Raw genomic sequence first — 23,585 nt, 5'->3', positions numbered from 1 at the left:
AAGCGTCCGTACCAAAAACGGTTATCGCTGCCGCGCGTCTGAGCTTCCAGGTCTCGAAGAGTGACGCCACACGCCAGACCCGGCGTGCCTTCCGCACCTCCGATGGCGCGTCCCGGAGAAGACCACCCGACCCAACACGGCGAGCGCCACCGCACCCGACCCAGACAGAACGCGGGCCGCCTCGAACGCTTGAGGGCTCTCCGGCCCGGAGTGCTGCCCTGGAGGCGTCCCGGGTCAGCACTCCGGGTCGTGGTGACTGAAGGAGTACACTACTCGCAAAGGAACTGACGAGCCCCTGCTTACCGGACCACGGAGCGCCCCCGCTCCCCCCGACGAGAAAAGGAACCGCTCATGCAGCCACCTCCAGCACGAAGGTTCGACGAGCAGCTGATCTCGGTGATCGCGCTGATGTACCAGTCCGCTGCCGAGCCGGAACTCTGGCGCGCCTTCCTGGACCGGATCAATGTGATGTTCCGGGCCAGCTTCAGCAACGTGGGCCTGGTCACCCGGCCGGAGCAGATGTGGTGGTTCGACCATCCGGAGTGCCTGATCCAGGAGGGGCAGGACGTGAACGTGGTCTTCCAGCAGGGGCTGTCGACCGAGGCCTTGTACGACCTTGCGTCCCGGTGGCTGGTGCACGACGGCTACACCGTGCGGGGGGTGCAGTGGCTCACCCGGATCGGTCAGTCGGCCGCGTGTGACCGGCGCGACCTCCTGTCGGACGCCGAGTTTGATCGCCTGCCCTTCTGCCACGAGTTCGCGCTCCCGCACGACTACTATCACACGCTGGCCAGCTTCGTGCTGGGCGAGACCCGGGAGCTGGGGCTGTTTCTGAACGTCCACCGGCCCAGGCGCTATGGGCCGTTCGAGGCGCGGGAGGTGGCGTTGTTCCGCTCGTTGGTCCCGCACCTTCAGCACGTGCTGCGCGTGCACCTGCAGTGGCGGGCACTGCGGCAGCAGACGCACAGCCGGACGGTGGCGCTGGAGTCGGTGGATCAGCCCTGCCTCACGGTGAACGCCCACGGTCAGCTGCTGTGGGCCAACCGGGCGGCGGTGACGTTGCTTGACGAGGGTGATGGCCTGCAGGTCCGGGGCGGCGTGCTGGAGTCGGACGAGCCCGGGGAGCAGCCGCGGCTGTCCGCGGCGATTCAGCGGCTGGGTCGGTCGCCGGACAGCGCGCGGGGCATCCCGCGCGCCGGCGAGGCCCTCTCGCTGGTCCGGCGGCGAGCCGCTCCGCGGCTCCACATCTCCCTGCTGCGCGTCCCGCCCAGCGACCCGCTCGGACCGGCAGAGGGCGAGGTGCTGCTGCTCCTGGACAGCCAGCCGGCCGAACCCGACCCGCTGCCCAGCCCGGCCGTCCTGTCACAGCGGTATGGGCTGACGGCTGCTGAAAGCCGCGTGGCCCTCTGCGTCGCGCGGGGCATGACCGTGGACCAGATCGCCGAGGAGGGCCAGGTCAGCCCCGGCACGGTCCGCAACCAGCTCAAGCAGGCCCTGGACAAGACCGGCACCCACCGGCAGGCGGCCCTGGTGCGGCTGCTCCTGAGCCTCACGCACCGCGACTGAGCGGCGTATGCCATTTGGGACATGCGCGATCTGCTCGCGCCGCCCATCATGACAGGACAGGACAGCCCAGGAACATCGATGCTCCCACACGCTGTGGATGGGCGCCCCCTGGCCATCGGCTGCGAGGAGGGAACCGCATGATCGTGCAGAGAAACGTGTTCCAGTTGGAGTTCGGGGCGGCCAGGGACGCCATCGCCATCATGCGGCAGACGTCGGGCATCACCGCCCGGCTGGGCCTGCCGGGACAGATGCGGCTGCTGACCGACCTGACAGGCGAGATGTACACCCTGGTGCTGGAAGTCACGGTCCAGGACCTGACGGCGCTCGCCGAAGGCAGCCGGATGTTTGCGGATCCCGAGTGGCGCGAGCAGCAGGCCCGCATGACCCCGCTCGTCCGCTCCGCGAGGAAAGACCTGTTCACGGTGGTGGACCTGCCCAGTTGAACACCCTCATCCCCTCGCCCGCTCGCCCGGAGCCCTGCGCTCCCAGGAGGTTCATATGAAGGGATTCATCCTGACCGCCCTGAGTGCCGTCATCCTGACCGGCAGCGCCCTCGCCCAGAACGCCGATCCACGCATGACCGCGGTGGCCATCTCGGCCGGCAGTGACGGCGTCAGCGGCTACCAGCAGCTCTACGCCGATGCCACATGGCAGACCATCTGGGTGCCGCTCCGCGCCATCGGCGGCGTGATGCCATCGAACATGAGCCTGCAGACCAGCGGCCTGCCCGACGGGGTGAGCATCAAGATCACCGGTTCCAAGATGAGGGGCGATTCACTGCTGCTCACGGTAGAGACCAAGCGCACCAGCGCAGCCAAGGCGCAGCCGGTGAACAGCCTGGCCACCATCACCCTGATGTCCGGCACCAGCAACCTGACGACCTTCCAGGTGCCGGTGGTGGGCGTCGCCATCAACAAGTGAAGTGGAGCGGGCGGCCTGGGACGTTCAGGCCGTCCCGGACGAGGCGGGTTCCGGCCAGCCTCCCGGTGTGAACCCGGTCACCTGGAGAGGCTCCGACGGCGTGGAGCGCCGGTCGCGGCGGTGACCGGCGCCCCGGCGTGTCGCCAAGGTGCTGCATTACCGGCTCCTGGCGGGGCGGAGGCAGAACCGCGCACAGCCGAGCGGTCCGTCCCGGTGGCGCCGTCCTCCGGTCGGGCACGCGCGCGGTTTCTGGTGCGTTGAGGATCGATGCTGGAAGGCTTCAGTGGCTCCACCCCGACCACGGGCGAGGCCCGGGCCGCTCCTTCACGGCCCGTCTCGCCTGTTCGCCAGCCGCTCCGCCGTCATGGTCGGGGTGCGTCTGGCCCTGCCTACGGAGTGGGGGTGCCGACGCGCCGGTAGGGCAGGTACTTCGGCACCCAGAAGCGCCGCCGCACGAACGCCATCAACTGCTCATCGCTCATGACGCGCACCCGGCGCTCGGCGGCCACCCCCTCGGAAATCGCCTGTCGGGCCACCCGCACGGCGATCTGGATGCTGACCTCCCGCAACTGGTCGATGCTGGGGTACACCCGGCCGGTCGAGATGTCGGTGTGGTCGGCCAGGGTCCGGGCCGCTTCCATCACCATGTCGTCGGTGATCTCCCGGGCCCGGCTGATGATCGCCCCGAAGCCCAGCCCCGGGAAGATGAAGACGTTGTTGCCCTGACCGACCGGCACTGTGCCATCGATGCCGTCGTGGGTGCGGTGCGGCACGTCCGCGAACGGGCTGCCCGAGGCGATGATGGCCCGGCCACCGGTCCAGCGCACGATTTCCTCTGGCAAGGCTTCCACGTTGCTGGTCGGGTTGCTGAGCGGGAAGATGATCGGCCGCTCGGTGTTGGCGGCGACGGCCTCGATCACGCCCTGCGTGAACAGACCACTCACCCCGGAAAGCCCCAGCAGCGCGGTGGCCCGGGCATTCCGGATGGTCTCCTGAAGGGTCGGGACGTCCCCCTGCACGGTCCAGTCGAACAGCTCGGCCGGGGTGCGCGCGAAACTCCGCTGGTGCGCTTCGAGCTCCACCTGCCCCTGCACCAGCAGGCCCTGACGGTCGACCACGTACACCCGCGCGCTGGCCTGCTCGGCGCTGAGCCCGGCGCGGATCAGCCCCTGCCGGATGGCCATGGCCACCCCGATACCGCCCGCCCCTGCCCCCACCACCACGAACACCTGGTCCTCGAACCGCTCGCCCTTCAGGCGCGCGGCGCTGAGCAGCCCGGCCAGGGCCATGGCGCCGGTGCCCTGAATGTCGTCGTTGAAGCTGGGAATCACCCGGCGATAGCGCTCCAGCACCCGGAAGGCTGAACCCTTTGCGAAATCCTCCCACTGGATGATGGCCTTGGGATACCGCGCCTGCACCCCCTCCACGAAGCGGTCCAGGAACTCGTCGTACGCTGCCCCGGTCAGGCGCGTGTGGTGCACCCCCAGGTACAGCGGGTCGTCGAGCAGATCCTGACGGTCGGTGCCCACATCCAGCTCCACCGGAAGGGTCTTGTCGGGCCCGACGCCACCGGCGGTGGTGTACAGGCTCAGCTTGCCGATCGAGATGGCCATGCCCCCGAAGCCCTGGTCACCGATGCCCAGGATGGCGCTGGAATCGGTCGCCACGATCATCCGCACGTCGTCGAGCGGCAGGTTCTCCAGCGACTCGTCCAGCGACGCGATGTCGCCGGTGCTGACCACCAGCCCACGCGGGTACCGGTACAGGTCCGAGAAGGCCTTGACCGCCTCGCCCACCGTGGGGGTATACAGGATCGGCAGCATCTCCTCCAGATGCTCCTCGAGCATCGCGTAGAACAGCACCTCATTGCGGTCCTGCAGCGAACGCAGGTACACGTGCCGCTCCAGGTCGCTCGCCTGCTGAAGGTAACGGCGGTAGGTGCGTTCCTTCTGCTCCTCGAGGGTGCTCTGGTGGGGCGGCACCAGGCCCTGGAGCCCCAGCAGCTTGCGTTCCTCGGCGGAGAAGCCGGTGGATTTGTTCAGCAGGGGAATGTGCAGCAGCGCGAAACCAGTCACATTCACTTCCAGATACCGCCGGTCCTGCTCGTCGCGCTTCACATCGTAGTAACGGGAGACCCTGGCCATAACCGGTCAAGTGTAGTCCAGGAAGCGTGAGGACCTGCACGGCAGGCCCTCGCGGAACGGGACGGCTCAGGCCGACGGCCCGGGGCCACCCTCATCATGGAGTGATCCGCCGCAACGTGATGCCCCTGCCAGGTTGGACGCACCGCCCAGGGCCACCCCGGCCCGGGGAAGCCCCCAGACCGGAGGACCAGAGCACGCCACTGTCCACCAGCACGCGCGGCTTCGCTCGCCGCCAAGCCTCCCCTGCGGCCACCAGCAGCCTGGCGTGCTCGTGGGCCCCGTCCACGACGGCAGTGGGGGAGCCCTGATCCGCACTGCTCTCAGGTCCGCCACCCGGAGCTCACCCAGGACGAGGTTGCTTCTTCAGCGTCCCGTACGCCGGCCGGATGCTGCACCTTGAGCCGTGGAAGCGCGGCGCCGTGGTTCCCACGAAGTGAGGACCGGTGTTCCGCTGCATCCGCGGGGAAACCGGAGTCACCGGACCCATCGAGGGGCGCCTCCCTGGGAGGTCGAGCAACCTGCGCCGGAGCGGGCGCACCATCCCTCGGCGGTCAACGTCCCACGGCCAAGCACCGGCGTGCTTGACACCCCGGCCGGGCAGGGGTGACCGTGCGCCGGAGCGGCACCCAACCGCGAGCAGGACCAGACCGGGCCATGCCCGGGCAGCGCCCGTCACGACGTCCGGGCGTTGCGCCGAGGCATGGCCCGGAACACCGGGAGACGGTCCACGGGGCGTCACCCTCAAGAGCGGGCGCCTCGGCAGGCGGGCAGACGAGCGGGCGGCTTTGCCCGCCTACTCGTAAAATTCCGGAAGCTTTTTCAATCCGGCCCACTGCGCCTGATCATGTCCGAACACCACCAGACAGGGCGCCTCGCGCTCGGTCAGATCCAGCAGCTTGATGGTGCTCCTGCGGATGGCTTCGGGATCCTCATTCCGCCCGTTGTCCTGAAGGTCACGGGTAAAGTCCTGGCCGAAGGAGACCGCGTCGACCGTGAGCACCACCGTCCCGGTGTGCGGCAGACGGACCAGCACCGATTGATGTCCCGGCACGTGCCCGCTCGTCTCAATCAGCTCCAGCCCCGGCAGCAGTTCGGCGTCTCCGTCCACCAGCCGGATTCGTTCCATCGGCTGGTCCCATTCGGGTCGGTTGGCCGCAAACCGTGGATTGCCTGCCGCATCGAGATGGTGAACCCGCTGAACCACGTACTGCGCCGTGGGGAAGGCCGCGTGTCGACCAGCGTGGTCAATATCATAATGCGTCGAAATCACGGTTCCAATGTCACCCGGTTCGAGACCAATGCGGGCCAGTTGCCGAACGACATCCTCGCCGTTTTCAAAGTCTGAGGCCTCTTCGGGCAGGACTTCTGGAAGACCGGTGTCAATCAAGATATTTTCGCCGTCCTCCGTCTGCACCAGGTAACACACAATGGGAATCTGGTATTCCGGTACCGAGCCGACCTGCATCAAATAAAGCCGCTTCACAATGCTTCGGGGCGGACGCTCTTCCATAACAGCGACTATACATTTTCAGCTGGTGCAGCTCTTCATTGAAGGGCTTCCGCCACCCGGCGTGAGGTGGTGGACGACAGGAAACCCTCCAGGACCAGGCACAGGGAGCCGATATGCTCCCGCATCCCTGTGCGTGCGTTCCCGGATCCAGCGCGCTCCTTGACCTTGCCTTTCACGGCCCTGATCGTCACGCCGAACTGGACGGCGTTGGTCGACCGCAGGTGGTGCGGCGCGGCCTGACCGCCATCATCGGCAACAGACGCAGAGGTGGACCGACCGGGCCACTCAAGGCGCAGTCTTCGCCAGCGCCTGTCGTGGGCACGACCGTTCCACTGCGTTCATGGCATCTGAGAAGGGCGAGCCTTCGTACGGCCGACTTCCGTCGAGGTGGCGGAATCCTGCGGTCACGGGCCGGATGGGACACAGGTCGGAGGTGCAGAGACGACCTCCGTCGGTGTCGGTTCCCCGCGTCCTGGTGCAGGTTGGCCCCTTGGGCTGCAGGCGTGCACGCGAATGGACAGCGGAGGGGCGCCCCCGCTGTGGCCTCCAGCCCGCGTTGATCTGCGGACGAAGCGCCGGCCCTCTCCAGGCCGCTGATGGTCAGTGTGGTGCCATGCGGGCCAGCGTCCGCACGAAGCCAGTGCGCGTGCAGGACGGCCCCGAGGTGCTCAATGCGACGGTTCGTCATCCTCAGGAAACATCCGGACCAGCGGAACATTGACCTTCACCTGCTCGTAGACTTCGCGGTTCTGATCGGGCATATGCGCCTGCACGTGGCGGTCCCAGTCGTCGCGTGTCACACTTCCGGTCGTCTGCATTTTCAGTCCCACCTGCCACAGCACCTGCAGGGTGGCGTCACGCAGCTCTTCGGTTCTTTTCACGGCGATCCGCGCCTGACGCAGTTCCTCCCAGGCCGCTTCCATTTCCTGACGCTTCCTTGCCTGTTCATCCATAGCATCATTGTCCGCTCCTTGCGCCCACGATGCTGAAAGCAAAGCGAAGGCCCTCCATTTCGTGCGGCCAAGCCACGCAGCGGTGAACGGATACGGCGGTTCTGTCTGTCGAGCCGTGCGCTGACCACCTGCATGGAGCAGTGCGGTGAGGCAGCGCTTCGTCCTGACCACCTCGCATTGAACGCTCAGACGGACCACCTCTGGGCCAGCTTAAGAGAAATGGGAAGTTTTCGAGGGCTCATTAGAAAATTTGCACAGAACCTTCGGGTGACCTTTAGTTAATCTTTTCTTAGTTCGCTGATCCTTAACCGGACAGCCGACAACCTCGTCCACCATCACCTCTGGCCATCACTGGTCAGACCAACACTTCCATTGTCAATCCGCTGTGCGCCTCTGTCTCCTCCAACCTCCTCAGCGCACACCACTTGCCCGTCAACCGCCGCGTTGACCTCTGTACCCCGGCTGCCTCGGCCTGGGTTCCCTGCAAGCTGGCTCACGCCTGACGCACTTCTTACCGGAGGATTCATGAAGCACATCACCCCCACCACCCCCACCACCCCCACAGCGTCCAGCATGAACCGCACTGCTCTGTTCGGCCTGGCGACCCTGCTTACCCTGGCCCTGGCGGCCTGCGGGAACACCACCCGCACCGCGGCCACCGCGCCCCTCAACCCCACCGATACCGCCGCCCTGCCGGCGACCGAAGCGGCCGCGACTGAGGCGGCCCAGCGCGCCTTCGTGTATGGCGGCCAGGACGTCAGCTGGACCGCCACCCCTGCTGACAGCAGCGACTTCCGGGCCATGACCATCGACACCGGGACCAACACCCTGAGCCGCGAGCCGTGGACCGTCGCCACCAACGGGTGGGGCCCGGTGGAGCGCAACCGCAGCAACGCGGGCAGCAAGGCGGGGGACGGCAAAACCCTGACGCTGAGCGGCAAGACCTACACCACCGGCTTCGGTGCTCACTCCACCTCGGCCATGACCTTCGACCTGGGCGGGAAGTGCGCGACGTTCACGTCGGACATCGGGGTGGACGACGAGGTGGGGAGCCTGGGCAGCGTGGTGTTCCAGGTGTACGCCGACGGCACCAAGCTGTACGACAGCGGCACCATGACCGGCAGCAGCGCCACCAAGACGGTGAGCGTCAGCGTGGCGGGCAAGCGGGAACTGAAGCTGGTGGTGACCGACAGCGGTGACAACAACTATTACGACCACGCCGACTGGGCCGGCGCCACCCTGAACGGCTGCACCACCGTCAGCACCGTGCAGCAGCCTCCGGTCAGCCCGGTGCCCAGCACCCCGGCCCCCGTCGTGCCGGAACCTGTTGGTACCCCCAGCACGCCGGCACCGGTTCAGGACACGGCTCCCAGCACCCCGGCTCCGGTCCTCGGCGGCACCCCCAGCACCCCGGCACCGATTCAGGTTACGACTCCCAGCACCCCGGCTCCGGTCCTCGGCAGCACCCCCAGCGTGCCGGCGACGGACCCAGCGCCCACCAGCAGCCCCAGCACTCCGGCCCCCGCACCGGTGCAGGTGCCTGTCCCCGCGCCCGCTCCGACGCCGGCCCCCACGACGACGCCGGCCCCGACCCCGGCTCCGGCTCCGACGCCCGCGCCGACGGTGAGCGGCCCGCTGGTGATCACCAAGGGCGGCACGTACACCGGCAACTGGCAGAGCAACGACCCGAGCGTCCCGGTGATCACCATCAAGACCAGCGAGCCGGTGATCATCGAGAACAGCACGCTGCGCGGCCGCGGCAACCTGGTGGCCGGCTTCCGCAACCGTGTGACCCTGCGCAACAACAAGGGCTATGGCCTGAACCCGAACGTCGCGGGCCGGATCATGGGGCGCTTTGCCAACCTCGAAGAGGCGTACAACATCACCATCGAGAACAACTACTTCGAGCACGGCACCGGCATCTACCTGCGCAGCTTCTACGGTGACCCCAGCAAGGGTGAAGGGATCCGCATCCGCAACAACCAGCTGCGGGACATCGACGGGCGCCAGAGCGATGGGGCGGAAGGCTACAACGGCAAGCGCACCATCGTGCAGGCGGTGCTGTTCAACAGCATCCAGCGGGTGGCGAACGTGGATATCAGCTGGAACGAGATCATCAACGCGCCGTATCACAGCTACACCGAGGAGAACATGAACTTCTACCTCAGCAGTGGCACCGCGGCCAGCCCGTACCTGATCCACGACAACTACATCCAGGGTGCCTACAACGCCGACCCGGCCACCAACGCGACCTACCCGGGCGGCGGGATCCTGCTGGGCGACGGGCAGGCGAGCGATCCGAGCCTGATGGGTCACGCCCGGGTGTACAACAACCAGATCGTCGCCACCACCAACCATGGGCTGGGCATCGCGGGTGGCGTGGACAACCAGATCTACAACAACCGGGTGATCAGCAGCGGTCGCCTGCCGGACGGCCGCCCGATTGCGGCGCAGAACGTGGGCCTGTACGTGTGGGACCCGTACAAGCTGGGGCAGAAGACGCCGGCGATGTTTGCGAACAACGTGATGCGGGACAACTTCGTGATGTGGACCAAGGTCAAGAGTGACGGCACGACGACGACCAACCCCTGGTGGGTGCCGGACTGCGGCCTGAACAACACCGTCTGCACTGGCAACGTGAGCGGCGGCAAGGCCACCCTCGACACCGAAAAGCAGGAGTACCAGCGCTGGCTCGATAAGCTCACCGCCGCCAACGTCAACGTCGGCCCTCAGTAACCCCCACTTCCACCAGACAGGGCCAGCGTGTACACGCTGGCCCTGTCTGGTGATGGCGTGTCATGAGTTCCCCGCCGCAGCCGGGTGCGCCTTTCGCATGCTGTTCGAAGAGGGGCGAGCGCTGCAGGGCGCCGCATGGAATTCGAACACGCGCGTCCTGCGTCTCTTTCAGGGGAGGACCGCTCATGCTGTGACCGTGACGCAGTTCGGTGGGCGGCGCGGCCACGTTCCTGCTGACCGCAGATCAGTGCTTCTTCAGTTCAGCTTCTGCTCCTGGCGTGGCTCGAAGCCACGCCAGGAGCAGATACGGGGACGGCCCATCTGGAAGGTCACCCGCCTCAGGTCCGCCATCTCCGACGGTGACGAGTTCTGCCGCCTCTGATCGGTTGACCCGCGTGCAGGATGGCGGGCGCGGGCGGCCCTTCGCTGGACGCCGATGGTGGGACATCAGCAGACGCCACGGGCGCCGGATCACCGCCGTGTCCCGGCAGGAGGTCCTGCAGACGGCTGGCCGGTCCGTGATGGCTGGCCTGCCTGAAGGCTCCGCTCCAGACCTCAGCGGTCCGCCCATGAGCACGCTGGGAAGCCGGCGCCGGACCATCCATCAGGACGTCGCGCGCCGCGTCCAGGTCCGGTGGTCACGCACCGGGGCCGGCCTGGGCTCACCTCCGCACCCCGCCACACGAGGTCTGCGGCACTGCAGCCCTGGCTTAGGCGGTCGAGGGTGCCGGAAGTGTCCGCCCTCCGGTCAGCGCTTCGGCGGACATCGGCGCTCCCAGCAGGTACCCCTGCACGACCTCGCATCCCAACGACGACACGAGCGACAGCTGAGCGGCCGTTTCCACACCTTCGGCCACCACGTGCAGGTTCAACGCGTGGGCGATGGTGGTGATCGCCTGAATCACCCGTTGGCCCGCCTCGTTCTGCTCGGCGTTCACGACGAAGTTGCGGTCGATCTTGAGCGCATTGACCGGCAGCATCATCAGGTAGCTCAGCGAGGATTGACCTCCGCCAAAATCATCAAGTGACACGAGGACACCCAGCTGCCGGAGCTGGGTGATCTTGGCGGCAGCGCCCTGCAGGTCCTCCACCACCAGCCGTTCGGTCAGCTCCAGCTCCAGCAGCCGTGCCGGCAGCGCGTGACGCGTGAGGGCCGCCGTGACCAGGGTCACGAAATCCTGGCGCGCGAATTGCCGCGGGGAGATGTTCACCGCCACCCGCAGCGGCTGCCCTGCAGCATGCCAGGCCGCCGCCTGTCGGCAGGCGTGGTCGAGCACCCACTCGCCCACCGCGAAGATCAGGCCCGTGTCCTCGGCTACCCCGATGAACTCGCCCGGAGGCACGTCGCCCAGCACGTGGCTGTGCCACCGCAGCAGCGCTTCGACACCGATCAGCTGCTGCCCCTGAAACTGCGGCTGATAGCGCAGCGAGAACTCTTCTCGCTCCAGCGCGAAGTGAAGTTCCCGGCTGATGTGCTCGCGCGCGTGCACGCTGCGCGCCAGTTCCGGCGTGAACACCTGATACGCATTCTTGCCCCTGGATTTCGCCTGATAGAGCGCCAGGTCCGCCTGCCGCTGAAGCTCAGCGGGGTCCCCTCCGCTGAGGCCGGCGGTGCTGATGCCGATCGAAGCGGTCAGGTACAGCTGATGCGGACCCACTTGGAACGGCTGGCTGAGCAGCGCGTTCAGGTGCGCGGCCACGGCCGGGGCGTCCTCCAGACCCAGCGGCCTGACGGTGATCAGGATGAACTCATCGCCCCCGATGCGGGCCAGCGTGTCGCCGTCCTGCAGCAGGCCCGCCATGCGGCCGCTGGCCTGCACCAGCAGGGCGTCGCCTGCCGCATGGCCGAAACTGTCATTGACCAGTTTGAATCCGTCGAGGTCAATGCACAGCACGCTCACCTGCAGGCCCTCCGGAACGGCCCGCCGCAAGGCCAGCTGCAACCGCTCCACAAACATCGCCCGGTTGGGCAGGCCGGTCAGCGCGTCATGGTAGGCCTGGTGACGCAGCTGCGCCTGGCTCTGTTCAATCTGCTGGTTCAGCTGGGCGTTCTCGTGAAACGCCACGGCTTGACGCAGCATCACCAGTCCGAACACCACCACGGTGCCCCACACCACCCCAGGCGTCGCCACCGAGGGCCGCAGCATACTCAGGATCAGCAGGATGCAGGACACCAGCACCGCGAGATACGGCAGCGCCGCGAGACGCTGCCGCAGACGCGTGAGGGCGTTCAGGAGCGGTGCCGGGGCACCGGAGGTCTGGGGGGGCCGCGAGCCGGCCACCGCCAACGCCGCCGTTCCGAGCGTCCACAGCACGTCGATCCAGTTGCCGGAAGCGTACGCGCCCCGGCTGTTGAGGTACGCGTAACTCAGGTCCGCCAGGATGTACACACCCAGCCCACCGGCGAACAGCAGGGTCTGGCCCGCCGTGCGTGTTCCCCGCAGGGCGATCAGGATCACGGTCAGCAGCCCCAGGTCCAGCGCCGGGTACGACAACGTCACCACCCGGACCAGGGCGGACGCGGTGCTGTCGGTCGCCACGTTCGCGAGGAAGGAGAACCAGGCCACCAGCCCGGCCACGCCCACCACCAGAATGCTGTCCAGCAGCGTGGCCACCGTCGACAGCGACCGCACCCCGGCGCCCGACTGACGCAGTAGCGTCCACCCCAGCAGCAGGTAGAAGGCGTAGTAACACAGGTCGGCCATGGAGGCGTCGGGCGCGCGCTGGGTGAACAGGTCGAAGTACACCCACACGCTCTCCCCGGCACTGAGCATCAGCATGGCCCCCAGCAGCAGCCGGGCGGTGCCCCGCCGGTGACGGTCCGCGGTCTGAGCGGCGCGCGCGGTCAACGCGGTGCTGAGGTAGATGACCAGCAGGTACGTCAGGTCGGCGTACCACAAGGCCTGGTTGGCGCTTCCCCAACGGAGGAGCAGCCAGGCCAGCTGAAAGACCACGGAACCCGAGAGCAGGACCAGTAGAGTGGATTGAGAAACGGGACGCACAGAACTCCGGTCGAGACGCAACGAAAAGAGAACGAACCTGCCTCGTGACACCACAGGGCTGCTGGAAGTGTAGGCAGCCCGCTCTCTCAGGCTTCTGACATCGGGCGGCCATCAAGCGCAGCCTGGAACACGACTGGGGTTCAGCCCGGGCGTGTGGACGGGCCGGTGGATGTCTCTTCGGCACCGGTGAGGTCCTGCACCACGAGGTCGTCTCAGGGCGTGACGGTCTCCGGCGGGGTTCCGGATGAGCGGCTGGACGTGGTCGAGGCGCAGCGTCCGGTCGGGCGTCCGCTTCAGCAGGTGGACACACCATCCCGGCGTGTGGGAACGTGAGATCCACCGCCGGTGTTCCGTCCCTCGCCTTTCCCCTGAGGTCCCCCATGCACCCCACCCCCGAGCTGGTTTCGCTGGACGCCATTCGCACCGCCCATACCCGCATCCGCCCGCACGTGGTGCGCACGCCGCTGGTACCGTTCCCGCTGGAGGGCGTGTGGCTGAAGCCCGAAAGCCTCCAGCCGACGGGGGCCTTCAAGCTGCGCGGCGCGTTTAACGCCCTCCTCGGCCTCACGCCCGAGGAACGGGCGCGCGGTGTGGTGGCGCACTCCAGCGGCAATCATGCCCAGGCGGTGGCGTATGCGGCCCAGCAGCTGGGCATTCCCGCCGTGATCGTCATGCCCGAGAACGCGCCCCGCCTCAAGCTCCACATGACCCGCGCGTTCGGCGCCGAAGTCGTCATCGTCGGGCCCGCCAGCGAAGACCGTGCCCGCACCGCCGAAGCCCTCGGCGCCGAACGCGGCCTGACCCCCGTCCCGCCGTATGACGACGCGCGCATCATCGCCGGCGCCGGCACCGTCGGCCTTGAAATCCTCGAGGACCTGGCGGACGTCAGGACGGTGCTGGTGCCGGTCAGCGGCGGCGGGCTGATCTCCGGCGTGGCCGCCGCGATCAAGCAGCAGCGTCCCGACGTGCGGATCATCGGTGTGGAACCCGAGTTCGCCGCGGACGCCCGCGACAGCCTGCGGAGCGGCACCCTCGTCACGTACACCGCCGAGCAGGTCGGGCAGACCCTCGCGGACGGCCTGCGCGTCCAGCACCTCGGCACCCTCAACTGGGCGCACATCCGGGCCTTCGTGGACGACATCGTGACCGTCAGCGAGACTGAACTGCGCCGCGCCGCGCGTGAATCGGCGCTGCGCGCCCGCCTGGTCACGGAACCGAGCGGCGCGGTGAGCGTCGCCGCGGCGCTGTACCACCGCGAGCAGCTCGGCGAGACCGGCCCGCTGGTGGCGGTGCTGAGTGGCGGGAACCTCGACCCGGACCTGCTGGTGCAGCTGCTCACCGAGGACCACGCCTGATGGCGCACCGGCCGCTGAACCTCGCCGTGCTGGACGACGACGCCATTCGCGCGCTGCTGGGCTGGCCGGACGTGATCGCGCTGATCGACGCGGCCTTCGCCGCCGACGCGCGGGGGCAGGTGAGCGTGCTGCCGGTGGTCGGCCACAGCCTGAACGGTGGCCGGTACAGCATCAAGTCCAGCCACCTGCGCCTCGGCGCGGGCGAGGACACCCTGGAAGTGTTCGGCCTGAAGATGGGCTCGTACTTTCCCGGGAACCTCGAACGGGACCTGCCGACCCACAGCGCGGCCATGCTGCTGGGCGACCCGCACACCGGGCAACCGTCGGCGCTGCTCGCCGCGAACGCGATCACCGAGTACCGCACCGCCGCTGCGGGCGCCGTCGCGGCCCGCCACCTCGCCCGCGGGGACGCCGCGGTCGTGGCCCTGTTCGGCACGGGCGGCCAGGCGCGCGCGCAGCTCGAAGCGCTCATGACCGTCCGGTCCGTGCGCGAGGTGCGGATCTGGTCCCGGTCCTTCGCGCGCGCCGAACGCTTCGCGGAGCGGCTGGACCTGCCGGGCGTCACGGCCCGGGCCGTTCAGGACGGGCAGCACGCCTGCGACGGCGCAGACATCGTCGTGACGGTCACGCCCGCCGAGCAGGCGATCGTCCAGCGGGCGTGGATCGCCCCCGGCACGCACATCAACGCCATGGGGTCCGACGCGCCGGGCAAACAGGAGCTTGATCCCGAACTGGTGGCCGCCGCGACGCTGGTCGTGGACCGCCGCGCGCAGAGTGCTGCCCTCGGGGAGCTGCAGGAGCCACTCGCACGCGGCCTGATGCGCGAGGAGGACGTGCACGCCGAGCTTGGCGAGCTCTGCGCCGGTCAGCGACCGGGCCGAACGTCCGATCAGGAGATCACGGTGTTCGACTCGACCGGCGTCTCACTCCAGGACACGGCCCTGGCCGGCCACGTGGTGCGCCTCGCGCGCCAGCAGCAGGGGCTCAGGACCGTCTCGCTGTAAGCCGCGGCGCCGCATGGGGGGGAGCCCGAGGCGTGACAGGAACAGGGAACCCGCGGCGGAATCCCGCCTGCCCGCAGACCTCCAGGCGAGAACGTGGGCGACAGAAGCCCCGGGCTGGATCGGCTTGGGCGCGGATCCGGGCGTGCACCTTCAGCACTGCCTGGCGTGTTTCCGCCGATCGAACCTCCGATGGAGAGGGGCGTGTCGCGGTGTGGAGCGGACCGCGTGCAGGCGGGTGCGGCAGGTCGTTGGGGTGCCAGAAGCGGTGAAGACCTGCAAGGGCACGGGTCAGAACTTCAGGTGCCGTTCATCGCCGTCCCTGCCACGTCAGTCCTCCAGAAAATTGACTTCCCGGGACGTGCCGTCGGGACGCAGGCGGAGGGTCTTGATCTGATGGGGCGTGAGTGCGGCCTCCAGGGACACGTTCAGCATCGGGACGCTGACCTGGACGTGTGCCGTGCGGCCGTGCGGTTCGTACAGGCGCACGATCCAGTCTTCGCTGTCCTCCGCCTGCTTGAGTGCGGTGAGGACCACGGCGTCAGGCGGCTCGATGGTCAGGAACGACAGGGTGCGCGGTAACGGGCCGGCGTGCGCGAATTCCCGCACGAAGGTGAGCGGCTCGTTGAACGCCTGTGCGGCCTGCACCACGCCGCTGTCCTGCCACGCGCCGGGGTGCGGGAGCAGGGCCCAGCGCGTCTCGGAGACGCCCTGATCGAGGTACTGGTCCACCGGCCGGGGCTGCTCCGGGCGGTCCCCCCCGCCGTAAATCGGGCTGCGCAGTATCGAGAGGCGCACCTCCCCGCCGTGCACGTCCGCGCCGTACTTGCCGTCGTTCAGCAGCGCGGCGCCGTACGGCACCCGACCGGCGTGGCGCCGGGCCATGGAGCCCCCCTCGTCCCCCAGCTGATGGACGTTGGCCTCGGTGGGCTTCCCGGAGCTGGCCAGCACGCCGGAGATGTCCACCCACGCCTGCGAGGGTTCCTCCTGCCCGCCGGCTGGCCGCTGCACGTGACCGAACGGCACCGAGAAGGTGGCGGTGGTGTCCTCCAGCGCGAATGGAAACGCGAGCTTCACCATGCGGTAGTCCTCGTGCCAGTCGAGCTGCAGGTGGCCGTGGATGGCAGGGCTGTCGCGGTAGATCGAGAGGTCCTGTCGGGCGGTCGAGTGTCCCCAGCGGGTGGTGACGCGCAGCGTCGCCCGGACCGGGCCCGCCTCGAGCAGCTGGACGTGCGGCTCACCGAACACGCCCGCCAGGTGGCGGAAGGCATCCCCTTTGCCCCAGGGATTGCTGGGGTCCTCGATCACCAGCAGCTGTGCGCCCGCGCCGGCGAGCAGTTCGCGGTCCAGCTGCTTGTCGCGCAGGCTGCGCAGCGCCCCGGTGCGCGGGTCCAGCTCCAGACGCCACCAGGCGTTCTCCAGCACCCGCTCGGTGGCGCTGAGCGGCCGGGCGTCCACCCCCGGCACGTGTGGGGGCCGGTCCACCACACGGTACACCCGGTACCCCAGCGCGGGCACCTCGGCCAGGAACGCGGCCCGCTTGCGGGGTGGTCCCGCCTGACCCATCGCAAACTGATGCACCACCGGCCGCTGGTGGTCGTCCAGCACCTGCAGGTCCATGACGTGCCAGTCGTTCAGTTCCACGTCGATGACCTCCTGGCGTGGCCAGGGACTCGGGTTGAAGACCACCAGCGGAACGCCGTCGCCCATGTCGGCCACCGCGTTGCCCGGCCCGGTGCGCACGCGGCGCATCACCTCCTCCACCTGGACGTCGGCAGCGCTGCGCGTGTCGATGTGGTGGGCGATCACCTGCATCGCGTCGTGAAGCGTCCGCTTCCCGGTGCCGACCGCCTCCCCCTGCTCGTCGCGGGCATCCTCGTACGCCCGGGGAATGCTGGTTCCACAGACGATGTCGTGGAACTGGTTGAAGAGCAGGTGCTGCCACGCGCGCTCCAGGGCCGCGCCCGGGTATGGGCGGCCATAGTGGGTGGCGATGGTCGACCATTTCTCCGCGGCCCCCAGCGTGTGTTCGCCCAGCCGGTTGAGGCGCTTGACGCCGCTGTGGGAGGTGTAGCAGCCGCGGAAGGTGTACTGCAGCGGGCCGCTGAACACGGGGAGGTCGCCCTGCTGAAGCGCCCGGGTGAAGAAGCCCTCGGCGGTGCCCATCTGCAGGGTCGGCCACGCGGGGTCGACCATCAGGGCGCGCAGGTTGGCGATGGCCTTCCGGGTGGGCCCGCCGCCGTGGTTGCCGACGCCGTACACCACCAGCCACTCGGGCCGGTCGACCGGGCGCCAGTCGATGGACGCCTGCAGGGTGTCCACCACGTCGCGTGGATTGGAGTTGTAGGACTCCACCCGGGCACTCAGGATGCGGGTGCCGTCCGGGCCCTCCCACCAGAAGAGGTTGGACGGCAGGTCCACCTCATGCGGGTGGGGTCGCCAGAACACGAAGTGGTCCAACCCCGACAGCTTGAGGATCTGCGGCAGGGTGGGCGGGTGCCCAAAGGTGTCGGGCAGGAACGCCACCCGGGACCGCTGGCCGAAGGTGCGTTCGAAGAACCGCTGCCCAAGCAGCGCCTGGCGGGCCAGGGCCTCACCGGAAGGAATGTTCACGTCCGGCTCGACCCACTGTCCCCCCAGCAGCTCCCACTGCCCACGCTGAACGGCGGCCCGGATTTCGGCCAGCAGCTCCGGATGCAGGTCCATCCAGGCGTACTGCGCGGCGGAGGTGTGCCCGAACACCAGGTCGGGGTGCTCCCCCAGACGGTCCAGCGCACTCCGAAAGGTGGCCTTGACGGCTTCGGCGCCCTCCTGGCGGTCCCACAGCCAGACGGGATCGAGGTGGGCGTGGCCAAGCAGGGTGAAGGTCAGGTCCTTGCTGCGAGGGTCAGTCATCGTCTGCTCAGCGTACAAGATAATTAAAACTTTTAAGGAACGGAGTCCGTCAAGGGCCGAGAGGAGCGCGGTCCGGGAGAAAAGGAGGTGATGGATCGCCTGGTGAAAACATCGTTCGGGCGCTTGGAGGCTCACTTCGCCGGCTGAAGACGGACGACATCGACCTCTCCTGGCTGCACGTCTGGGACATGGTCACGCCGGTCGAGGAGGTCCTGCAGACGCTCGGCGAGCTGGTGCGGGCCGGAAGCATCCGCTACTTCGGCTTCTCGAACACGCCCGCCTGGTACACCACCAAGGCCGTCACCCTCGCCCAGGTCCACCACGTGCCGGGGCCCGTCGCCATGCAGCTGGAATACTCGCTGGTCGCGCGCACACCGGAACTGGAGCACGTGGCCGCCGCCCGGGACGGCGGCCTGCGCATCGTCCCCAGGAGTCCCCTGGCCGCTGGATTTCTGGCCGGAACGTACACCCGGACGGGTGAGGGCGTCCGCGGTCACGGCCGGCTCAGCGGCCCGAATCCCTTCGATGACACCAAATTCACCGGACGCAACTGGACAATCCTCGACGCGCGCCGGGTCGTGGCCGATCAGGTCGGCCATTCCCCCACCCAGGTGGCGCTCGCCTGGCTCGCCGCCCGGCCCGGCGTCAGCTCCATTCTGGTTGGAGCCAGCCGTGCCGGACAGCTTCAGGACAGCCTGGCGTCGCTGACGCTCACGTTGAGCAGCGATCAGCTGCGGACGCTGGACCGGGTCAGTGGCGCTGCTCCGGTCCACCCGGAGAGCATGTTCTCCGAACGCCTGAGACGCGCGGTGTTCGGGGGTTCAGACGTCAACGGCTGGCCGTGAACCGCTTTCAGCGCCAACCGGTGGCTGAAGTGATCAGCCGGGCCAGCAACCGGCCACCTGCCGAAACCTGACGGCGCCCCGCCCTGCTTCAACAAGGGATTCCGGCGCGTCAGATGTTCAAAGGGGGCGGGCGCCAGGGCAGCCGGGGGGAGACGACACCACCGGAAGACGGCGATCGCTCCCGGCACCGCCGCGCCCACCCACGGTGCGTCGCGCGTCTCCTCGCACGGTCCTCTCCCTGGGCCGGGTCGGGCAAGGCTCCTCAGCGGATGGTCTCGCCGCGTTCAAGTTGCGCCACCATCTCCAGGATTCGCTTCCTCCGGGTTTCGGGGCGTCTGGCGGTCTGAAGACGGTAATAGATCCGGTAGAGGGCCGTGCGCTTCAGCGTGGCGAAGCGCTGCTCCGCCACCTCGTTCAGGTGCAGTGCTGCGAGGAAATCCTCCGGGATGACCATGTCGGCCGCCCCCGAGTACGCCTGCGCCCAGCGCCCATCTTCGCGCGCTGCCTGGACGTGTGCCAGGCCGGGCGGCTGCATGCGCCCTTCAGCGATCAGCCGGTCGGCGAGGTCACAGTTGCGGGTCGACCAGCTGGATTTGGGCCGACGAGGTGTCAGGCGCTGGACAAACGAGACCTCGTCGAGCGCATTGCGTTGACCGTCGATCCAGCCCCAGGCGAGCGCCGCGACCACACAGTCGTCCCAGGTGACCGTCGGGGTGCCCGAGCCTTTCTTGAAGATGCGCACCCACAGTTCCGTCTTCGCCGCATGGTTCTCGCTCAGCCACGCCTCCAGCTGTTCGATGGTCTCGAACGCGTGATGTTCAGTGGCCTGCCTGCCCTGAGTCGCCCCGCCCATGCGCCCACTCTTGCACAGGCGACGGGCGACCCGTCATGGGGTGAAGGCGGACGGCGTGCCAAACGATATTCGTAAGCGGCGGTGGCTCCGGTCAGAGTGAAGGCGTCAAGTGGCAGGGTCAGGTCTCCCGGTCCAGCGTCGTGACCCGGTTGCTGGTCTGCCGTCTCGGGTGAAGCAGCGAATGCGCGCTCAGGAAGGCCACGCGGGTGATTACCGAGCGGTTCGGCGTGCAGGGGGGGCGGCCCTGGCGACGTCCTCCCCACCGGTGATCGTCGGGGCCCACACCCAGTGGAGGTCAGGGGCAGGCCGCGTGGCCTGCCCCTGACCCCCACTCCCGCCCCAGGACGGCGGCGCGCCGGGCGTCAGGACGCCTGATCCTCCGCCTTCTGGCTGTGGTACTCGCTGATGTGGTCGTACACGTGCTGCGGAAACTCCAGGTCACGGTACACGTTGCCTTCGTCGGGGTTGTCTGCGTCCGGCAGGATCGGGAACGCCTGCTTCTGCTGGTACTCCATGATCTTCTCGCGGCGCGGCGGGTTGTAATCGCGTTCCTGTACCTGCTGCACGAGCGCGCGGGCGTCCGTCTCACTGAAGTCTTCATCGCGGGCCAGCAGCTTCACCAGCTCATCCTCCTTCAGGAAGTGCCGGGCGACGATCGCGTACACCAGACGTCCGTAATGCCCGATGTCCTGCTTGTGCTGGAGGGCGTCGGTCAGGTGGGCCATCATGTGGTTCTGCTGCAGATCTTTTAAGGTCATAACTGCCTCCTGCTGTTCAGGCTATGGCGTAATTCTGCCCTGGGTATGACCGGCACGTGAAGGCCGCTTTGGAGTGGCCGGTTGGCTTGCCGTCCTGCGCTGCATCCGTGGGGTGGACCGCAGCGTCGGCCCCTCTTCCGACTTCATTCGCCAACGGAGCTGCAGGGGTCCCCGGGCCCCTGCGCGTGCTGCGGGCGGTTGGGGGCTGTGCTGTGTGGAGGCGAGTCTCAGCAGCACGTCAAGCACCGGACCACCAACCGCCCGCCCCCGCGGGCGCCCCCGCTGGCAGGGCGCAGGGACCGGAAGCGGGCAGCGCAACCCAGGACACGATCAACGCCCAGCGCCATGCCGCCGGGGCGAGCTCAGCGGCTTGGCACGCACCTGGCCTCCTGGTGGCCCAGCCCGGGGAACTGCACCGCGCCTCGAGGGCCCAGCCTGGGGCTCGCGCGTGCGCGCTCGGCGCTGCAGGCCTGCTGCAGGACGAGGCCATCGATGGGCGCCCGCGGGGTCAGACGCGGCATGCCTCGAGCCAGGATTCGCCGTACCATGAGGACCAGCCATGCGACCTGCCAGCGGGGAGTCACGTCGTTCATGAGGAGGGCCCAGGCGGAGGAGGGCATGCCCCTGAGCCGACCCCCACGGCTGGAGCGATCACTCCGTGGGCTCCAGGGGCGCGAGCGGGAGCTCGGCGTGTGTGCTGCCCTGCTGCAGCGCCGCGACGTGCGCCTAGTGACCCTCACCGGCATGGGTGGCGTGGGCAAGACCCGGCTCGCGGTCCGGCTCGCCCACGACCTGCAGGACGCCTTTGCGGACGGCGCCTGCCTGGTGTCCCTGGCCGCCGTCACGCAGGCGGAACTGGTGCCGCAGGCGGTCGCCGCCGCGCTCGGGGTGGGCGGCGAACAGCTGGCGGTGGAGGCGGTGTTCGCCGCCCTGAGGTCCGCCCGCATGCTGCTGGTGCTGGACAACCTCGAACACCTGCTGGACGCCGCAGGATTTGTGGCTGAGCTGCTGCTGGAGGCGCCGGGCGTCTGCATCCTCGCGACCAGCCGCGCGCCGCTGCAGCTGAGCGGCGAGCACGAGGTGACGCTCGGGCCGCTGGGGCTGCCGGAGGCGAGCGACCTCGCGTCCGACATCGCCCTGCGCTCGGTCCCCGCCGTGGCGCTGTTCGTGGAGCGCGCCTCGGAGGTGCGGCCACAGCTGACCTGGGACCTGGAGGCCCTGCAGCGGGTGGCCCGGATCGTGACGCGGCTGGGCGGCTGGCCGCTGAGCCTCGAGCTCGCGGCGGCCCGCCTGCGCCTGTTCTCGCTGGACGCCCTCGGCCGCGCCCTGGAGGCGCCTCTGGAGGTGCTGACCCGGGGGCCCCGCGACCTGCCGGCCCGGCAGCAATCGCTGCGCGCCACGCTGGACTGGAGTTACGGCCTGCTCCGCCCGGAGGAGCAGCGGTTGCTGGCGTGGCTGGCGGTGTTTCCCGGCACCTTCACGCCGGAGGAGGTGGGGGCCGCGCTCGGCGCGGTGGGGCGGCTGGATGTGCTGGCGGCCCTGGTCGAGCACGGCTGGGTGGGGCGCGCGGCTCAGGATGGCGGCCTCTCCCTGCTGGAACCGGTGCGCGAGTACGCGCTGGAGAAGCTCAAGGAGGCTGACGCGCTCGACGCGGCCCGGGAGGCGCACGCGCGGTTCTACCTGACCCGGCTGGAAGCGCAGTTCGCGGCCGGGTCCCCGCGGGCCGACCGGGCCCGGTACCTCACCTGGGTCACCGCAACCTACCCGCATTTGCGCTCGGCGCTCAGCTGGGCGATCGCGAGCGGAACCACGGCGCTGGCCCTGCGGCTGGAACGCGGCCTGTATCAGTTCTGGATGGCGGGCAACGGGCTGGTGGACGAGGGCCGGGTCTGGGCCGAGACCCTGCTGCTGCACGTGCAGGACAGCGACCAGGCGACGCGGGCGCACCTGCACAACGTCATCGGGCACCTGGCATTGATGCAGGGAGAGCCGCTCAGCGCCGCGCTGCACCATGAGCGTGCGCTGGCGCTGGCCCGGGCGCTGGGCAACCCGGTGCTGGAAGCGAACACCATGCTGCTGCTCGCCCAGGCGCGCCAGTTCAGCGGTCCGGACCTCTCGCAGACGGAGGCCCTCATCCGTGAGGCGCGGGCCCGGTACACGACGCTGGAGGACCGTTCCGGGCAGCAGGGCGCTACCATGAGCCTGGTGATGGTCCTGCACGCGCAGGGCCGGGACGCGGAGGCCCTGCAGTGTGTGGACACGCTGGCGCCGGAGGTGCATCCGGGCCACACGCCCCTGCTGCGTGTGCAGGTGCTGGTGTGGAGCGCGTGGCTGCGGATCCGGCTCGGCCAGACCGCGGAGGCCCCCGCGTTGCTGGCGGACGCCCGCCGGGTGGCCGAAGGGCTCCCGTCCCCCGTGGCGCGCTCGTCGGTGGAGCGGGTGTACGGAGAGTGGGCGCTCGCCACCGGACAGCCGGGGGACGCGCAGGCGCACTTCACGCGGGCACTCGAAGAGGCGCGGCGCGCCAGCGTCCCCGGCGTGCTCGCGTCAATCACCGAGGCGCTGGGGCGGGCGGCAGAAGCCCTGGGGGACCCTGAGGGCGCGGCTGCGCTGTACCGTCAGGTGGTGGAGCGGGACGCCGGCCGGGTGGCGCCGCAGGTCGCCGAGGCCGCGAGCGCGGCCCTCGCACGGTTGTCCCAGGCGACCGGGCGTCAGGGAAGCGCGCCGCAGCATCCGGCCCGGACCACGCCGCTCACCGACCTGACCGCCCGCGAGACGGAGGTGCTGGCGCTGGTGGCACGCGGGGACACCAACGGCCAGATTGCGGCGGCGCTCGGCATCACGCTGCCCACCGTGAACGCCCATCTGCGCACCATCTTTTCCAAACTCGGCGTGGCCAGCCGGGTGCTGGCCACGCGGGTCGCGTTGGAGCGAGGGCTGATCCGGCAGGACTGAACAGCAGGGGCAAGGAACAGCAATGGGTGTCGGCGCAGGACCGCGTCCGGCCCGGCGCCGCGTGTGGGCAGGCCGCCGTGCTGCTGTCGGG

15 protein-coding genes are annotated in these 23,585 nt (G+C 69.0%); 8 read left to right on the top strand and 7 right to left on the bottom strand.

Translation table 11 applies throughout. The features are described 5' to 3' along the window. The first annotated feature begins 351 nt into the window (after positions 1-351). From ABOD76_RS02770 to ABOD76_RS02760, 3 genes are all read left to right on the top strand, one after another. Positions 352-1,566, top strand: coding sequence for a helix-turn-helix transcriptional regulator (locus tag ABOD76_RS02770; RefSeq protein ID WP_350241233.1), 1,215 nt, complete (start codon positions 352-354; stop codon positions 1,564-1,566). 137 nt (positions 1,567-1,703) lie between these two features. Then, complete coding sequence (locus ABOD76_RS02765) at positions 1,704-2,009, top strand: hypothetical protein (protein ID WP_350241231.1); 306 nt, start codon at positions 1,704-1,706, stop codon at positions 2,007-2,009. A gap of 55 nt (positions 2,010-2,064) precedes the next feature. Beyond that, positions 2,065-2,487: a hypothetical protein gene (locus tag ABOD76_RS02760; RefSeq protein ID WP_350241229.1), complete on the top strand. Its 423-nt coding sequence runs from the start codon at positions 2,065-2,067 to the stop codon at positions 2,485-2,487. Between the two features lie 389 nt (positions 2,488-2,876). On the opposite strand, the gene ABOD76_RS02755 is transcribed toward ABOD76_RS02760, so the two are convergent. From ABOD76_RS02755 to ABOD76_RS02745, 3 genes are all read right to left on the bottom strand, one after another. Further along, on the bottom strand, positions 2,877-4,631 hold the full coding sequence (locus ABOD76_RS02755) for an NAD-dependent malic enzyme (RefSeq protein WP_350241227.1): 1,755 nt from the start codon (positions 4,629-4,631) through the stop codon (positions 2,877-2,879). A gap of 793 nt (positions 4,632-5,424) precedes the next feature. After that, entirely contained in the window at positions 5,425-6,141 is a 717-nt protein-coding gene (locus ABOD76_RS02750; RefSeq protein ID WP_350241226.1) for an N-acyl homoserine lactonase family protein, read from the bottom strand. 668 nt (positions 6,142-6,809) lie between these two features. Continuing rightward, positions 6,810-7,094: a hypothetical protein gene (locus ABOD76_RS02745; protein ID WP_350241224.1), complete on the bottom strand. Its 285-nt coding sequence runs from the start codon at positions 7,092-7,094 to the stop codon at positions 6,810-6,812. A 525-nt stretch (positions 7,095-7,619) separates the two neighbouring features. Here ABOD76_RS02745 and ABOD76_RS02740 point away from each other — a divergent pair. Next, positions 7,620-9,830, top strand: a complete 2,211-nt coding sequence (locus tag ABOD76_RS02740) for an NPCBM/NEW2 domain-containing protein (RefSeq protein ID WP_350241222.1) — start codon at positions 7,620-7,622, stop codon at positions 9,828-9,830. A gap of 710 nt (positions 9,831-10,540) precedes the next feature. Here ABOD76_RS02740 and ABOD76_RS02735 read toward each other — a convergent pair. Then, complete coding sequence (locus ABOD76_RS02735) at positions 10,541-12,784, bottom strand: putative bifunctional diguanylate cyclase/phosphodiesterase (protein WP_350241220.1); 2,244 nt, start codon at positions 12,782-12,784, stop codon at positions 10,541-10,543. Between the two features lie 428 nt (positions 12,785-13,212). Here ABOD76_RS02735 and ABOD76_RS02730 point away from each other — a divergent pair, with 428 nt between their 5' ends. Continuing rightward, on the top strand, positions 13,213-14,187 hold the full coding sequence (locus ABOD76_RS02730) for a threonine ammonia-lyase (protein ID WP_350241218.1): 975 nt from the start codon (positions 13,213-13,215) through the stop codon (positions 14,185-14,187). Next, the gene (locus ABOD76_RS02725) at positions 14,187-15,191 is read left to right on the top strand and encodes an ornithine cyclodeaminase family protein (RefSeq protein ID WP_350241216.1); all 1,005 of its coding nucleotides are present in this window, start codon (positions 14,187-14,189) and stop codon (positions 15,189-15,191) included. The genes ABOD76_RS02730 and ABOD76_RS02725 overlap by 1 nt, the downstream gene beginning before the upstream one ends. 327 nt (positions 15,192-15,518) lie before the next feature. Here the strand turns inward: ABOD76_RS02725 and ABOD76_RS02720 are convergent, their stop codons facing one another. Beyond that, entirely contained in the window at positions 15,519-18,083 is a 2,565-nt protein-coding gene (locus tag ABOD76_RS02720) for an alpha-mannosidase (protein ID WP_350241214.1), read from the bottom strand. Positions 18,084-18,193: 110 nt separating this feature from the next. On the opposite strand from ABOD76_RS02720, the gene ABOD76_RS02715 reads away from it, so the two are divergent. Next, entirely contained in the window at positions 18,194-18,928 is a 735-nt protein-coding gene (locus ABOD76_RS02715; protein ID WP_350241760.1) for an aldo/keto reductase, read from the top strand. 262 nt (positions 18,929-19,190) lie between these two features. On the opposite strand, the gene ABOD76_RS02710 is transcribed toward ABOD76_RS02715, so the two are convergent. Together ABOD76_RS02710 and ABOD76_RS02705 are read right to left on the bottom strand one after the other, a co-directional pair. Then, positions 19,191-19,781 carry a YdeI/OmpD-associated family protein gene (locus ABOD76_RS02710; RefSeq protein WP_350241212.1) on the bottom strand — a complete coding sequence of 197 codons (591 nt, stop codon included), beginning with the start codon at positions 19,779-19,781 and terminating at the stop codon, positions 19,191-19,193. A gap of 362 nt (positions 19,782-20,143) precedes the next feature. Further along, a complete protein-coding gene (locus ABOD76_RS02705) occupies positions 20,144-20,539 on the bottom strand; it encodes a hypothetical protein (protein ID WP_350241210.1) in 396 nt (131 codons plus the stop codon). Positions 20,540-21,157: 618 nt separating this feature from the next. Here ABOD76_RS02705 and ABOD76_RS02700 point away from each other — a divergent pair. Further along, complete coding sequence (locus ABOD76_RS02700; RefSeq protein WP_350241208.1) at positions 21,158-23,494, top strand: ATP-binding protein; 2,337 nt, start codon at positions 21,158-21,160, stop codon at positions 23,492-23,494. The last annotated feature ends 91 nt before the right edge of the window (positions 23,495-23,585 follow it).

The sequence above is a fragment of the Deinococcus sonorensis KR-87 genome, from assembly GCF_040256395.1.
Taxonomy (GTDB): domain Bacteria; phylum Deinococcota; class Deinococci; order Deinococcales; family Deinococcaceae; genus Deinococcus; species Deinococcus sonorensis.
This window is presented reverse-complemented; position numbering and strand designations above follow the sequence as displayed.